This window comes from Actinokineospora lacus (assembly GCF_053813445.1).
Genome location: NZ_JBQERA010000009.1, coordinates 162,171 through 176,569, shown reverse-complemented (window position 1 = coordinate 176,569; position 14,399 = coordinate 162,171). Strand labels below are relative to the sequence as shown.

Annotated in this window: 11 protein-coding genes and 1 CRISPR repeat array (1 of these 12 only partly in view); of the genes, 6 read left to right on the top strand and 5 right to left on the bottom strand. The window is 72.7% G+C overall.

Features of this window, described 5'->3' with window-relative positions:
• Nucleotides 1-21: 21 nt before the first annotated feature.
• From ACTG9Q_RS22880 to ACTG9Q_RS22870, 3 genes are all read right to left on the bottom strand, one after another.
• The gene (locus tag ACTG9Q_RS22880) at nucleotides 22-1,518 is read right to left on the bottom strand and encodes a PKD domain-containing protein (protein ID WP_455574904.1); all 1,497 of its coding nucleotides are present in this window, start codon (nucleotides 1,516-1,518) and stop codon (nucleotides 22-24) included.
• A 178-nt stretch (nucleotides 1,519-1,696) separates the two neighbouring features.
• Entirely contained in the window at nucleotides 1,697-3,148 is a 1,452-nt protein-coding gene (locus ACTG9Q_RS22875; protein WP_455574903.1) for a protein adenylyltransferase SelO, read from the bottom strand.
• 29 nt (nucleotides 3,149-3,177) lie between these two features.
• Nucleotides 3,178-4,512, bottom strand: a complete 1,335-nt coding sequence (locus tag ACTG9Q_RS22870; protein WP_455575056.1) for an MFS transporter — start codon at nucleotides 4,510-4,512, stop codon at nucleotides 3,178-3,180.
• A gap of 84 nt (nucleotides 4,513-4,596) precedes the next feature.
• On the opposite strand from ACTG9Q_RS22870, the gene ACTG9Q_RS22865 reads away from it, so the two are divergent.
• On the top strand, nucleotides 4,597-5,661 hold the full coding sequence (locus ACTG9Q_RS22865; RefSeq protein ID WP_455574902.1) for a serine/threonine protein phosphatase: 1,065 nt from the start codon (nucleotides 4,597-4,599) through the stop codon (nucleotides 5,659-5,661).
• Nucleotides 5,662-5,695: 34 nt separating this feature from the next.
• Here ACTG9Q_RS22865 and ACTG9Q_RS22860 read toward each other — a convergent pair whose 3' ends face one another.
• Nucleotides 5,696-6,415, bottom strand: a complete 720-nt coding sequence (locus ACTG9Q_RS22860) for a LysR family transcriptional regulator substrate-binding protein (protein ID WP_455574901.1) — start codon at nucleotides 6,413-6,415, stop codon at nucleotides 5,696-5,698.
• Between the two features lie 57 nt (nucleotides 6,416-6,472).
• On the opposite strand from ACTG9Q_RS22860, the gene ACTG9Q_RS22855 reads away from it, so the two are divergent.
• Nucleotides 6,473-6,865 carry a DUF5997 family protein gene (locus ACTG9Q_RS22855; protein ID WP_455574900.1) on the top strand — a complete coding sequence of 131 codons (393 nt, stop codon included), beginning with the start codon at nucleotides 6,473-6,475 and terminating at the stop codon, nucleotides 6,863-6,865.
• A 251-nt stretch (nucleotides 6,866-7,116) separates the two neighbouring features.
• A complete protein-coding gene (locus tag ACTG9Q_RS22850; RefSeq protein WP_455574899.1) occupies nucleotides 7,117-7,926 on the top strand; it encodes a hypothetical protein in 810 nt (269 codons plus the stop codon).
• A gap of 49 nt (nucleotides 7,927-7,975) precedes the next feature.
• Here ACTG9Q_RS22850 and ACTG9Q_RS22845 read toward each other — a convergent pair whose 3' ends face one another.
• Complete coding sequence (locus ACTG9Q_RS22845; protein ID WP_455574898.1) at nucleotides 7,976-9,583, bottom strand: carbohydrate binding domain-containing protein; 1,608 nt, start codon at nucleotides 9,581-9,583, stop codon at nucleotides 7,976-7,978.
• Nucleotides 9,584-9,938: 355 nt separating this feature from the next.
• On the opposite strand from ACTG9Q_RS22845, the gene ACTG9Q_RS22840 reads away from it, so the two are divergent.
• The 3 genes from ACTG9Q_RS22840 to ACTG9Q_RS22830 all read left to right on the top strand — a co-directional run bounded on the left by ACTG9Q_RS22840 (nucleotide 9,939) and on the right by ACTG9Q_RS22830 (nucleotide 14,203).
• Nucleotides 9,939-12,158, top strand: coding sequence for a PQQ-dependent sugar dehydrogenase (locus ACTG9Q_RS22840; protein ID WP_455574897.1), 2,220 nt, complete (start codon nucleotides 9,939-9,941; stop codon nucleotides 12,156-12,158).
• 198 nt (nucleotides 12,159-12,356) lie between these two features.
• A complete protein-coding gene (locus ACTG9Q_RS22835) occupies nucleotides 12,357-12,998 on the top strand; it encodes a GntR family transcriptional regulator (RefSeq protein ID WP_455574896.1) in 642 nt (213 codons plus the stop codon).
• 20 nt (nucleotides 12,999-13,018) lie between these two features.
• On the top strand, nucleotides 13,019-14,203 hold the full coding sequence (locus tag ACTG9Q_RS22830) for an amidohydrolase family protein (protein WP_455574895.1): 1,185 nt from the start codon (nucleotides 13,019-13,021) through the stop codon (nucleotides 14,201-14,203).
• 36 nt (nucleotides 14,204-14,239) lie between these two features.
• A CRISPR array of direct repeats spans nucleotides 14,240-14,399; the repeat unit is 28 nt; unit sequence GGACCAGCCCCGCTCGCGCGGGGACGAC (it continues 537 nt past the right edge of the window).

Below are 14,399 nucleotides of genomic sequence, written 5' to 3'. Positions count from 1 at the left end.
CCCCTGGAGTTCGGAAGCCGGTCATTCGGCACCCACCGGTGTGGCGCTGGGCGTCACGGTCGTGGCGATGGCGACCACCTCGTTGTCCGCAGGGCGGGCGTCGCGCACCGGGTACGGCAGCGTGACCACCGCCCGGAAGGTCACCTTGCCCACCCGGGCGTCATCTGGGGTGAAGGTGTAGGCGAACGGGAACTGCGCCTTGCGGGTAGGTCGCGCGGGCACGTCCAAGGTCAGCGAGCCGACCTCGCGCCAGAACGTCCCTTCGTGCTTGAACAGCACGACGGTCGCCGCCTCGGGGTAGCGAGTGTTGGCCACGTGCACGGTGATGGGCTTGGTGGCGCCTTCCCGGGCGGATGACGGGACGTCGAACCGGGTGATCGCCACGTCGTGGGTCTTCACCTCGACGGCAATGGTCTTGGTGGCGGTGCGGCCGTCGGGCGAGACGGCGCGGAGGGTGACCGGGTAGACGCCGTCGGCGGTGTAGTGGTGGGACACGGCCTTGGTGCTCGCCTCGGAGGTCGTGCCGTCGCCGAAGTCCCACTCAGCGGTGATCGGAGTGTCGATGGAGTTCCAGGACGAGGCGGAGAAGCGCACGACGTCGTAGACCGACGGCTCCGACGGCGACTGGTCGATCCACGGCTGCAGCGGCGGCGCCTCGGCCAGGTGCAGCGTGGTGGGCTGCTGGGACCGCGACGGCCCGGTGACCCGGATGTGGTACGTCGTGCCGGGACTCGCCCTGAACACCGCGGAATCGTAGTACGTGTTCGTCTCGCAGGCCACTTCCGTCAGATCCGCGATGCTCGATCCTGTGTAGACAGTGACGGCCGTGCCGTTGTCCTCCACCCGCGCGGTGACCGAGATCGCCGGACCATGTGTGGTGTACGCGTACCAGACCGACGGCGAGATCGCGTTCTGGTCGCAGCTCGACCTCGGCTCGTCGGCCTCGAACGTGGCGATCGAGAGGTCTGCCTCCCGGGTGAGCGGCAGCGTGGAGACCGGCTCGGCGTCGGCGAAGGCGTCGTTGGGCGCCGCGGGCACCGAGTCGAGCGTGAAGGTCAGCGCGCCGCCCGGGATGTCGTCGCCCGCGACCAGGAAGTGGTACGTGGTGCCCGCGGTGGCCCGGAACGTGACGCTGGCGTTGTTCCCGGAGCCGCAGGCGTCGGACACGGACCAGAGCTCGCCGCGCTCTCCGGTGTACGTCGACAGGATCGTCGGGTGGTCGCTGCCCACCGTGGTGGCGCGCAGGAACCCGTCCGCCGTGGCGGTGTGGTGGAACCAGACGCCGCCTTCGGAGTAGTGCGACTGGCACGAGTACGGGTCGTCCGGCGACTTGGTCGCCGCGCTCGTGTCCTGCCGCGCGGTGAACGGCAGGGCCGCCACGGGCGTCGAGTGGTCGAAATCGTCATTCGTCGGCGCCTCCGCGTGCGCCACTCCGGTCAGCATCACCGACAGCGTGGCCGTGACCGCGCCGACGGCGGCGAGCCGGGCGCGTGCGGACGCGCGCCATCGCAAGGACATCAGCATTGGCAGAACCCCCAGAACACCACCCGCCCGCCGGGCGGCGGACGGTTCTCCGCCGGTATATCGGGGTTCGCGGGCCGACGTCAGCGGTTGCGGGTGATTGGGGCCATCCGAAGCCGGGGATTGACTCGCACGGCCCAACGGCGGCTGGTCCGCGCCCACTGTGCGTAGAGCCTCAGGTGCCGCAGAAGGTCTGGTAGGCCGTGCTGAAGTCCTGGGGGGCCGGGGTGGCGTAGCGCTCGCGGTCGGGGCTTTCGTCGTAGGGGTTGGTCACCGCGTCGAGGAGGCCGGTGAGCGGGCCGAGGTCGCCCGCCGTGGCGGCGGTGAGGGCTTCCTCGAGCAGGTGGTTGCGGGGGATGTGGGCGGGGTTGACCCGGTCCATCGCCTCGGCGTCGGGGTCCAGGGCCCGCCAGCGCGTCAACCACGCGTCGATCCCGGCGAGGTCGAGGACCAGTTCGCGCGCGGGCTCGGTGTCGCCGCGGGCGGCCGCGCCGAGGCGGCGGTGGAAGGACGTGTGGTCGACGTGGTTGTCCCGCAGGAGGGTGAGCAGGTCGTCGATCAGCGGGGTGGTCACCGTGTCGTCGAGGCCATCGGGCAGGCCGAGCTTGGCCCGCATCCCGGCCGACCACGCGCTGTCGTACCGCCCGCGGAACGCGCCCAGTGCCTCGAGCGCCAGCGCGATCGCCTGGTCCTGGTCGTCGGCGAGCAGGGGGAGGAGGGTTTCGGCGAGCCGGGCGAGGTTCCACTCGGCCATGAGCGGCTGGTTGCCGTAGGCGTAGCGCCCGCCGTGGTCGATGGAGCTGTACACCGTCGCCGGGTCGAACGCCTCCATGAACGCGCAGGGCCCGTAGTCGATGGTCTCGCCGGAGATCGTCATGTTGTCGGTGTTCATGACGCCGTGGATGAAGCCCACGAGCATCCACCGGGCCACCAGCGATGCCTGGGCGGCGACGACCGCCTCGAACAGCGCGAGGTACGGGCGCTCGGCGTCCGCCGCGCCGGGGTGTTCGCGGGCGATCGCGTGGTCGGCCAGGCGGCGCAGGAGGTCGACGTCGCCGGTGGCCCGCGCGTACTGGAAGCTGCCGACCCGCAGGTGGCTGCTCGCGACCCGGGCGAGCACGGCGCCCGGCAGCACCGTGTCCCTGCGCACCGGCCGCCCGGTCGCCACCACGGCCAGGGACCGGGTCGTGGGAATCCCGAGGGCGTGCATCGCCTCGCTGACGACGTACTCGCGCAGCATCGGCCCCACCGCGGCCAGGCCGTCGCCGCCGCGGGAGAACGGCGTGCGCCCGGAGCCCTTGAGGTGCAGGTCACGGGGGCGGCCGTCGGCGTGGGTGATCTCCCCGAGCAGCAGCGCCCGCCCGTCGCCCAGCCGCGGGGAGTAGCCGCCGAACTGGTGCCCGGCGTAGGCCTGCGCCACGGGAGCCGCGCCGCTGGGGAGGGCGGTGCCCACGAGCAGGGCCACCCCGTCGGGGCTGCGCAGCCAGGCGGGGTCCAGGCCCAGTTCCCCGGCCAGCGGCTCGTTGAGCAGGAGCGGGCTCGGGGCGGGCGCCTGCTCGGCCTGCCACGGGAGGGCCATCTCCGGGAGCGCGCGGGCGAACTGGTTCTCCAGGGCGAGGGTGCTCACCCCGTCCACGGTACGTGGCGCGCCCGTGGTCAGGCGGGCCAGCGGGTGTGGAGCTCGTCGATGCGGTACGGGTGGACGTGCCGCCAGCGCCCCTCGGCCGGGTGGGCGTCGCCGAGGTGGTCGTGGCCGGGTTCGAGGTCGTGCTCGTGCTCGATCTCCTCGGGGTCGTGGCAGGGCCAGACGCGGCAGGCCAACGCGGTGGCGCCCGCGGTGACCGCGCCGAGCACGACCAGGGCGGTGGTCAGGTCCGCGGCGGTCGCCAGCCACCCGGCCAGCGGGTAGCAGAGCAGCCAGCAGGCGTGGGAGAGGGCGAAGTCGGCGGCGAACAGGGCGGGGCGGTCCTCGGGGTGGGCGGAGCGGCGCAGCAGCCGCCCGCCCGGGGTGAGCACCAGGGAGCTGCCCGCGCCGATGAGCGCCCACAGCACCAGCAGGGCGGGCCAGCGCCCGGCGCCGAGGGCGGCGGTGACGGGCGCGGCGAGCACCAGGGTCGCCGCGAGCAGGACGCACGCGCGCAGCATCACCGCGCGGTCGGCGTGGCGCTCGAGGATCGCGGGCAGTGCCAGGGCGGCGACCAGCGAGCCGAGACCGTAGGCGCCCAGGGCCAGGGCGACCTCGGTGTCGCCGCGGCCGAGGAGGTCGCGGACGTAGCCGACGGTGTTGACCAGGACCATCGCGCCCGCGGCCGAGACGGCGAGGTGCGCGGCGAGCAGGCCGCGCAGGCGCGGGGTGACCAGGTAGGCGCGGATTCCGCGGGTGGTCGCGTCGAGGGCGCGGCCCGCGGGCCTGGTGGTCGCCGCCGCGGGCAGCAGGGCCGAGACCACGAGCAGCGCGGAGGCGGCGAAGCCGACCGAGGTGCCGACGAAGAGGTGGTCGTAGCCGACCACCACCAGGACGGCGGCGGCGAGCAGCGGGCTGAGCAGGCTTTCCAGGTCGTAGGCCATCCGGGACAGGGTCAGCGCGCGGGTGTAGTCGCGCTCGTCGCTGAGGAGGTCGGGGATGGTGGCCTGGAAGGTCGGGGTGAACGCGGCCGAGGCGGCCTGCAACAGGAAGATCAGCAGGTAGACCTGCCAGACCTGGTCCACCCACGGCAGGGCCGCGGCGATGCCCGCGCGGACCAGGTCCAGCGTGACGAGCAGGGCCGTGCGCGGCAGGCGCGCGGCGAGCGCGCCCGCGAGCGGGGCGACGCCGACGTAGGCGGCCATCTTGATCGCCAGCGCGGTGCCCAGCACCGCCCCGGCGTCGGCCCCGGCGAGGTCGTGGGCGAGCAGGCCGAGGGCGACGGTGGCCAGGCCGGTGCCGGTCAGGGCGATCACCTGGGCGCCGAACATCCGCCGGTAGGCGCGGTTGGCGGGCACGGCGGGCATCGCGTCCTCCGTTCGGCGACCGGCGCGGTCCGTGACACCATACGTGCTCATGCGCGCACGCGACGACGTTGCAACAGCCCAGGTGTGGCAACAGGAAACCGGGCCACGACTGAGGGCGGACTCACCATCCACATCGGACTTGGCCGGGTGATGGCCCCTCGGCACGCTCGCCACGCGAGACTGTCGGGCCTCCTCGCGTCGTGCGACGACGATGACCTCGCCGCGCTCGTGGCCACCGGGCGGTCGGTCGGTGTGGGCGTGGGCGGCGGCTCGGCGGTGCTCGACGTCGGCGGCGACGCGGTGTTCGCCAAGCGCGTCCCGCTGAGCGACCGGGAGCTGGCCCGTCCGCGCTCCACCGCGAACCTGTTCGACTTGCCGGTGTTCTGCCAGTACGGCATCGCGGGCCCGGGGTTCAGCGCGTGGCGGGAGCTGGCCGCGAACCAGATCGTCACCGGCGCGGTGCTGGCGGGGGAGACGGAGTCGTTCCCCCTGCTGCACCACTGGCGGGTCCTGCCCGGCCGCCCGCCCGTCGCCGCCGAGCACGCCGACATCGACGCGGTCGTCGCCGCGCTGGACGGCAGCCCGGCCGTGCGGACCCGCCTGGAAGCGTTGGCCGCGGCCTCGCACAGCCTCGTGCTGTTCTGCGAATACCTCCCGCACCCGGTGGCCGACTTGCTGGACGAGGACCCGGCGGGCAAGGCCGAGACGGTCGAGCGGCAGTTCGCGCGGACCGTGGCCTTCCTGCGGAGCCGGGAACTGCTGCACATGGACGCCCACTTCGGGAACATGCGCACCGACGGGGAGCGGATCTACCTCACCGACTTCGGGCTGGCCACCTCACCGGCCTTCGACCTGTCCGCCGCCGAGCGCGACTTCGCCGCGCGCAACGCCACCCACGACGCGGGCTACGCCGCCATGCGGCTGGTCAACTGGCTGGTGACCGCGGTCTGCGGGGTCGCGGTGCCGGAGCGCGGCGGTCCGGTCGCCCGCAACGAGTACGTGCTCCGGTGCGCCGCCGGGCACATCCCCGACGACGTGCCGCCCGCCGTGGCCGCGATCCTGACCCGGCACGCGCCCGCCGCCGCGCGGATGAACGGCTTCTACTGGAGGCTGTTCGGCGGCGATGTCAGCGTGCAGTACCCCGGTTAGAGGCGCGGCCTGCCGGAAGGCGTACCGAACGCTGTCAGGAGCGGCGGCGGGGCTTTCCGCGCGGCGCCCGCTGCGGTGTCGCGGGGCGCCTGCGCGGGCCGGTCCGCGGGGTGGTTCGCGGGGTGTCGGAACGCGGGCTCTTCGCCGGTTCCGGCTGCTGTCCCCGGGTGCTGTTCGGGGTCCGCCCGCGCACGACGCCGATGAACCGCTCCACGGCCTCGGTGGTCTCGTCCTGCAGCCACGCCAGGGCGACGCTGGACTGCGGGGCGTCCGGGACCGGCCGGGAGGTGAGGTCCTTGCGGAAGTGCAGGCGGAACAGCGACTGCGGGAGGACGAGCAGGCCCTGCCCCGCCGCCACCAGCTTGAGGGCGTCCTCGGTCGTGGCGGGGCGCTCGGCCGCCTCCCGCGCGGGTGGCCGCTCCCAGTCGATGACGTCGTCGAGGGGGCGCAGCAGGACCTGGTCGGCGAGATCCACGGTGGACAGTTCGTCGGCGGCGGTCACGAGGTGGTCCTTCGGGGCGACCACCACTGTCGTCTCGGTGTAGAGGGGGATCGCGTGCAGGCCGGCGCGGTCCCGCGGCAGGCGCAGGAGCGCGGCGTCGACCTGGCGGTCCAGGACCATGGCCGCGGCGTCGGCGGCGGGCGCCTGGACGAGGTTCAGGGGGACCTCGGGAGACCGCTCGTTCCAGACCCGCACCCACTTGTCGGGCGTCACCCCGGGGACGTAGGCGAGCCGGAACGATGAGCCTGTCACGTGGGCAGATTACCGGCCGTGAACGGCGGCGGTCCGCGTGCCCGTACCCTGGGCGCCATGACGTCGCACAAGACGCCCCAGACGATGAAGCCCGCGACCGCGGCGAAGAAACTGGGCGTGTACCTCGAAGCCACCCCCGCGGAGTTCCGGGAGGGCGTCGTCTCGCGCGACGAGCTGAACGAACTGCAGGCCAACCCGCCCGAGTGGCTGCGCGAGCTGCGCCGCAACGGCCCGCACCCCCGGCCGGTCATCGCCGCGAAACTGCGCATCTCCATCGGCGGCCTCGTCCGCGGGGACATCACCGAAGCGCTCACCACGGCGCAGATCGAGCAGCTGAAGGCCGACAACCCGGACTGGCTGCAGCGCGAGCGCGCCACCCAGGTCGAGGTCCGCAAGGAAGCCGAGCGGGTCGCCACGAAGAGCCCGGAGCCCCGCCGCCCCCGCTCCTGACCGCTGACACCGGCCTGCCCCACCCCTGACGCGGGCGGGCGGGCACCCCCACTCCTGACCGGAAGGCGCGGCTGCCGGGGACGGGCGGGCCGCTCCTGGATCACCTGCGGCGCTGTCGGTGTCGACCCGCCACATGGCGGGCATCGCCGCGGTGTCGGACCGCCACTTCGGGGGCTGCAGGAACTTGCCACGGGTCCGGTCGCGGCCGCCGCCCGCTACCCAGGGGCGGCCGGTTTGGTGATCATGCAGGGATGTCGATCACCCCACCCCCCGACCTGACCGATCTGACCGACCTGGCCCCGCCTGCCGTGCTCGACACGATCAGCACGCCCGCCGGGGCCATCACCGTCGTCCGGGAAGACCTCCTGCCCGGCGGGACCAAGCAGCGCGCCGTCCTCCCGTACCTCAGGGAACTCATCGCCGCGGGCGCGACGTCCTTCGTCTACGCCAGCCCCGCGCCCGGGTTCGCCCAAGTCGCGCTCGCCTACGTGAGCGCCCGATTAGGTGTGCCGTGCACGCTGTTCTGCGACCGGATCGGCGAGGAGTTCCACGAGTTCTCGCTGATCGCCCATTCCTACGGCGCCGCGATCCACCCGTCCCTGTCCCTCAAGGACGCCGAGGAAGACGCGTTCACCTACGCCAGGACCACCGAGAACTGCGTCAAACTCCCCCTCGGCTTCGGTGACGCGAGATACCTTCACCATTACGGCGCCGCGCTCGCCCGCGAGTGGGAGCACATCACCGCATCGCTGGGCCACCCGCCGCGCCGCATCTGGCTGCCGGTCGGCAGCGCCACCCTGGCCACCGCGTTCCGGAAGGTCCTGCCGCCGGAGATCACGCTGCACTGCGTCAACGTCCGCGTGCTCGACGACGACGACGAACGCCTGCGCGGTCTCGCGAACCTGCCCGGCGTGGTCGTCCACCGCGCCCGCGAGGCATTCCTCGAACCGTGCGCCCATCCGGTCCCGGTCCCCTCCAACGTCCACTACGACGCCAAGCTGTGGCCCGTCATCAGTGAGCACGGCCACCACCAAGACCTCTGGTGGAACGTCGCACGGTGAAAGACGGCGGCCAGGGTGGGGCGCCGGGACCCCACCCTGGCCGCATCCGTCAGCCGGGGAAACCGGCGGTGATGGCGGTGAACTCCCAGTTGGGGCGGTCGCGGTTGACCGACCAGAAGGTCAGGCGGCCGATGTCGTGGGCGTTGGCCCAGTCGCGGACCCGGGTCCAGGTCTGGGGTGTGGTGACCTCGCCGACGTCGCTGCTGCCGTTCATCCCGGAGATGCCGATGTGGGCGTACGCCTGCGCGTCGGTCCAGCCGAAGACGGACTTGAGCTTGGTCTTCAAGCCCTCGGCGGCGTTGACGGTGGCTGCGTACATGTCGGCGTGGCCGCCGAAGTTGAACGGCATGATGGTGAAGTTGTCGATGCCCGCCTGCAGGGCGTTGGCCCGCTCGATGAGGCGGTTGCCCCAGGAGTCGGGGCCGGTGTTGAGGGTGGGGAAGGTGAGGATCGTCCGCAGGCCGGGGTTGTTCTGCTTGACGATCTTCAGCGCGGTGAGGACGCGGTCCTGGACCGCGGCGTTCTCGAACTCGTCGGTGTTCTCGATGTCGACGTCGATCGCCTTGAGGCCGTAGGCGTCGATCACCTTCTGGTAGGCGCCCGCCAGCGCCTCGGCGGTGGCGCAGTTGGGTCCGAGCTTGTTGCCGCTCCAGCCGCCGATCGACGGGACGATGTCGCCACCGGCGGCGCGGATGGCCCTGATGGTGGACTCGTCGACGCCCCCGCGCAGGGGGCGCTGGCTGTCCCACGCCGGGTTGCAGCCGTTCTGGGCGAGGATGAACGCCATCGTGAACCACTTGACGCCGGTGGCGCTCATGACCTGCGTGGGGTCCGGCGGGCTGCCCCAGCCGAGGTAGAGGTAGGGCGCGGCCTGGACGAAGCCGGGACCGCCACCCGCGGTGGTGGTCCCGGTCACGGCCGCCGACGCGGGGGAGAGGTTGCCCGCGCCGTCCTTGGCGCGCACGGTGAAGGTGTACGCGGTGCTCGGGGACAGGCCGGTGACCGTGGCGCTGGTGCCGTTCACCGGGATCACCCGGGTGCCCTGGCGGACCTCGTAGCCGGTGACGCCGACGTTGTCGGTGGCGGCGTTCCAGGCGAGCGAGACGCTGGTGGCCGATGTCCCGGTGACCCGCGGGTTCGCGGGGGTGCTGGGGGCCTCGGTGTCGGTGCCCCCGCCCGGACCGTCGAGGCTGACGTCGTCGGCGTGGTAGGTGCCCTGGCCGTACCAGCCGTGCAGGTAGACCTCGGCGCTGGTCTGGGCGGCGCCCGTGGTGAAGGAGACGGTGAGCTGGCGGTAGGTGGCGGACGAGGGCGTCCACACGGCCGAGCCGCCGGTCACCCCCAGGTAGACGTAGTTGCCGCGGACCCACGCCGAGAGGGTGTAGGCGGTGCTCGGCCGGACGGCGACGGTCTGGGCGCAGCGCGCGTTGTCGCTCGCGCTCGCCGCGCCCGCGAGCGCTTTGGCGCCGCCGTGCACGGGGCTGCCGACGACCGAGCCGGTCCTGCCCGAGCACGACCAGCCCGACAGGTCGCCGGACTCGAACCCCGGGTTCGTCAGCAGGTTGACGGCCTGCGCCGCGGTCGGCGCGGCCACCAGTCCGACGCCGGTGAGAAGTGCCGCGCCGAGACAGGCGAGCACTCGGTTTCGGTTGCGCACGTGACCTCCGGGTGCAGGGAGTGGGTGGAGGAGATGCGGGTCCAATAATTGGTCTGGACCATAAGTCGATTGAAGTCCAGCGCCCTGCGGGTGTCAACAACCGTGATCAGGAGAAACCCCGCGGCGGTCGATCGGACGTCCACCGAAAAACCCGGCCGTCAAGGGTCTCGGCGATCACGTTTCGTCAGGTGGCGAAGGAGATTTTTTGTAACGCGCGTGAGTACTTCCTCGGATAACCCGATCAGGTGTCACTAGATCGAGGGACGGGGTGGGGCGTGTGTTACGCGGACGACGAGGCACGAGACGGGGTCTGATCGGCTTGCTGGCCTGCGCGGTGGGCGCGACGGCGGTGACGGTGACCGCGACCGGTCCCGCGCTGGCCGCGGTGCCGACCGGGTTCGCCGACTCGGTGGTGATCGGGGGCCTCAGCGCCCCGACGAACGCGGCCTTCGCCCCGGACGGGCGGGTCTTCATCGCAGAGAAGAGCGGGCTGGTCAAGGTCTTCGACTCCCCGACGGACACCACGGCCACCGTGTTCGCGGACCTGCGTCCGCAGACCCACGACTTCTGGGACCGCGGCCTGCTCGGCCTCGCGGTCGACCCCGCGTTCCCGACCAGGCCGTATGTCTACGTCGCCTACACCCACGACGCCATGCCCGGCGGCACCGCCCCGCGCTGGGGCGACCAGTGCCCGACGCCGCCCGGCGCGACGGACCAGGGCTGCGTGGTCACCGCGCGGCTGTCCAAGCTGACCATGGGCGCGGGCGGGGTGGCGGTCCAGGAGCAGCCGCTGATCACCGACTGGTGCCAGCAGTACCCGAGCCACTCGATCGGCACGGTCGCCTTCGGTCCCGACGGGGCGCTCTACGTCGGCGGCGGTGACGGCGCGAGCTTCAACTTCGCCGACTACGGCCAGGTCGGCAACCCGTGCGCCGACCCGCCGTCACCCGCTGGGGTGAACCTGACGCCACCGACCGCGAAGGGCGGCGCCCTGCGGTCACAGTCGGTGCGCCGCCCGGCGGGCGAGCCGGTGACCCTCGACGGCACCGTCATCCGCGTCGACCCGGACACCGGGGAAGGCATGCCCGCCAACCCCTTCGCGGGCAGCGCCGACGCGAACGCGCGCCGCGTCGTGGCCTACGGGCTGCGCAACCAGTTCCGGTTCGGCTTCCGCCCCGGCACCCAGGAGCTCTGGCTCGGTGACGTCGGCTGGGGCACCTGGGAGGAGATCAACCGGATTCCGAACGCCACCGACGCCGTCGCCGAGAACTTCGGCTGGCCCTGTTTCGAGGGCACCGGCAGGCAGTCCGGCTACGACGGCGCGAACCTGACCGTGTGCGAGTCGCTGTACACCTCGGGCGGGCAGACCGCGCCGCACTACGCCTACAACCACTCGGCGAAGGTCGTCGCGGGCGACCCCTGCCCCACCGGCGGCTCGTCGATCTCCGGCATCGCCTTCGAGGACGGCACCAGCAACTACCCGGCCGCCTACCAGGGCGCCCTGTTCTTCGCCGACAGCTCGCGCGGCTGCGTCTGGGCGATGCGGCTCGGGGCGAACGGGCAGCCGGACCCCGCGTCCATCGTGCCGTTCGTGACCGGCGCCAACGTCCCGGTGCAGGTGCTCATCGGCCCCGGCGGCGACCTGTACTACCTCGCCCTCGGCGCCGGGCAGCTGCGGCGGGTCACCTACGCCGGCGGCGCCAACCGGGCGCCCACGGCGCTCGCCACGGCCACCCCGTCCTCGGGCCCGGCCCCGCTGGCGGTGCAGTTCGGCGGCGGCGGCTCCACCGACCCGGACGCGGGCGACACGCTCACCTACGCCTGGGACCTCGACGACGACGGCGCCTACGACGACTCCACCGCCGTCGCGCCCACCAGGACCTACGCCACCGCCGGTGTGGTCGAGGTTGGCCTGCGCGTCACCGACCCGGACGGCGCCACCGGCACGGACACGGTGACGGTGACCGTCGGCGCCCCGGTGGGACTCGACCCGGTGGCTGTGATCGACACCCCGACCGCCGCCCTGCGCTGGCACGTCGGCCAGAACGTGTCGTTCTCCGGCCAGGCCACCGACCCCCAGGACGGCCCGCTGGCCGCGTCGAACCTGAGCTGGCAGCTGTCGATCCAGCACTGCTCGGTCCAGGGCTCCTGCCACCAGCACGTGGTGCAGACCTGGGCCGGGACCGCGTCGGGCTCGTTCACCACGCCCGACCACGAGTACCCGTCGCACCTGGAGCTGACCCTGACCGCGCAGGACTCCACCGGCCGCACCGGCTCGACCACGGTGGAGCTGCTGCCCCAGACGGTGGCCCTCTCCTTCACCGCCAACCCCTCCGGCGCCAAACTCGCCGTGGGCGGTGTGCAGTCGACAACCCCCTTCACCCGCACGGTGATCGTCGGGTCGAGCAACTCCATCAGCGCGCCGAGCCCCCAGAACCTCGGCCTGCTCGCCATGAAGCACCGCTTCGCCAACTGGTCCGACGGCGGCGCGCAGACCCACAACATCGTCGCCCCGAGCACCCCGACGACCTACCAGGCGACGTTCTCGCTGTGCTGGCTGCTGGACCCGTGCTGATCGCACTCCATTGAGGACGTAGGAACCAGGAAGGCCCGCTCAGATGAGCGGGCCTTCCTGGTGTCACCACTGAGGAACCGAGGGCGTGATATCGCCCGCCGCCTCATTGAGCTTGAATACCCGCCACGACCCCGGTTTCAGGCCGGTCGGCGTGTTTGGCGTCGTTCTGGTATACCAAGCTGTCGGGAGGTGGGGGTGATGATGACGGAGCCGGACGGTTTCGAGCCGGAGTCGGGGCGGGTCACGCGGCGTCTGCGGGACGAGATCCTGGACGGGGCGCGGCTCCCGGGGAGCAGGCTGGTGGAGCGGGACGTGGCCGCGGAGCTGGGGGTGAGCCGGGTGCCCGTTCGCGACGCGCTGCGGGCGCTGGTGGCCGAGGGCCTGGTGACGCCCCGGCCGCGGAGTTGGGCGGTGGTCAGGGAATTCACCGCGTCGGACGTCTCGGACCTGAACGAGGTCCGCGCGGCGTTCGAGCCGCTGGTGTTCCGGCTGGCGGCGCAGCGCAGGACCCGTGACGGGCTGCGGCGCCTGCGCGCGACGGTGGACGGGGAACTGGCCGCGGCACGGGCGGGCGACGCGGTGCGGGCCCGTCGCGCGGCGGCGGACTTCCACGAGGTGGTGACTTCCTTGGCGGCCAACGAGTTGCTGAGCGAGCTGCACCGGCCTCTGCGGAGCCGGATGCGGTGGCTGATGGGTCAGCACGATGACCTCGTCGCGGTGGCGCGGCAGCACGAGGGCCTGTACGCCGCGATCGCCGACCGGGACGTCGCCGGTGTCGAGCGGCTGGTGGCCGAACACCTCGCGACCGGGCAGGGCATGGCCGCGGACCGCGTCCGGTAGTTTGGTATACCATCACGCTCATGGCATCCCTGACCTTGACCAACGTGCGCCCCTGGGGCGGCGACCCGGTGGACGTGGTGATGGCCGGGGGCGTCATCACCGAGGTGGTGCCCGCGGGCTCGGCGGACGTGGCGGGGGAGCGGGTGGACGGTGGTGGCCTGCTGGCGCTGCCGGGGTTCGTCAACGCGCACGCGCACGTGGACAAGAGCTGGTGGGGGCGGCCGTGGGTCGCCGCGGGCGGTGAGGGCGGCACCCAGGGGCGCATCGCGCACGAGCGCGCGGAACGGGACAAGTACGGCATCCCCAGTCTCGACAGCACGACGGCGGTGCTGCGCGAGTTCCTGCGCCACGGGACGACGGCGACCCGCACGCACGTCGATGTCGACCTCGGGGTCGGCCTGCGCGGGATCGAGACCGTCCACGCGGCCGCCGCCGCGCTCGACGGCGCGATCGAGGTCGAGGTCGTGGCCTTCCCCCAGGACGGCGTGATCCGCCGCCCCGGCGTGCTGAAGCTGCTCGACCGGGCCGCAGGCGCCGGTGCCCGCGTCGGCGGCATCGATCCCGCCTCCATCGACCGCGACCCGGTCGCCCAGCTGGACGGCCTGTTCGACATCGCCGAGCGCCACGGCGTGGGACTGGACATCCACCTGCACGACGGCGGGGAACTCGGCGCCTTCCAGTGCGAACTCATCATCGACCGCACCCGCCGCACCGGCCTGCTGGGCAAGGTCACGATCTCCCACGGCTTCGCCCTGGGCGACGTGCCGGTCGACCGCCAAGCCGACCTGCTGGACCAGTTCGCCGACCTGGGCATCTCCTGGACCACCGTGGCCCCCGCCCGCCACACCCCCCTACCGTGGCGCGGCATGCGCGACCGCGCCATCCCGATCGGCCTGGGCACCGACGGCATCCGCGACCTGTGGTCCCCCTACGGCGACGGCGACCTCCTCCGCGTAGCCCAGAACTTCGCCCGCCTCCACGCCCTCCGAGACGACGAAGACCTCACCTGGGCCGTGGAACTGGCCACCACAGCAGCCGCAGGCTTCGTCCACCGCCAACCCCACGCCCCAACCCCACCCACCCGCGCCGACATAGTCCTACTCAACGCCGAAAACCCCCAAGACGCCCTGGTCCGAACCCCCCAACGCCACCTGGTAATCGCCGCAGGCCGCGTAGTAGCCCAAAACGGCGAACTGGTGATCTAACGGCCCAGCACAGCTGATAGTGACGCAACTAAGCGACGGACAGCCCCGCTCGCGCGGGGACGACGATCTCGGGCGCGTCGGCCGGTGCGCGGTTCAGGGACCAGCCCCGCTCGCGCGGGGACGACATCAGCTCTACCGTCACACCACCCACGCGCACCGGACCAGCCCCGCTCGCGCGGGGACGACTGGCCCTCCG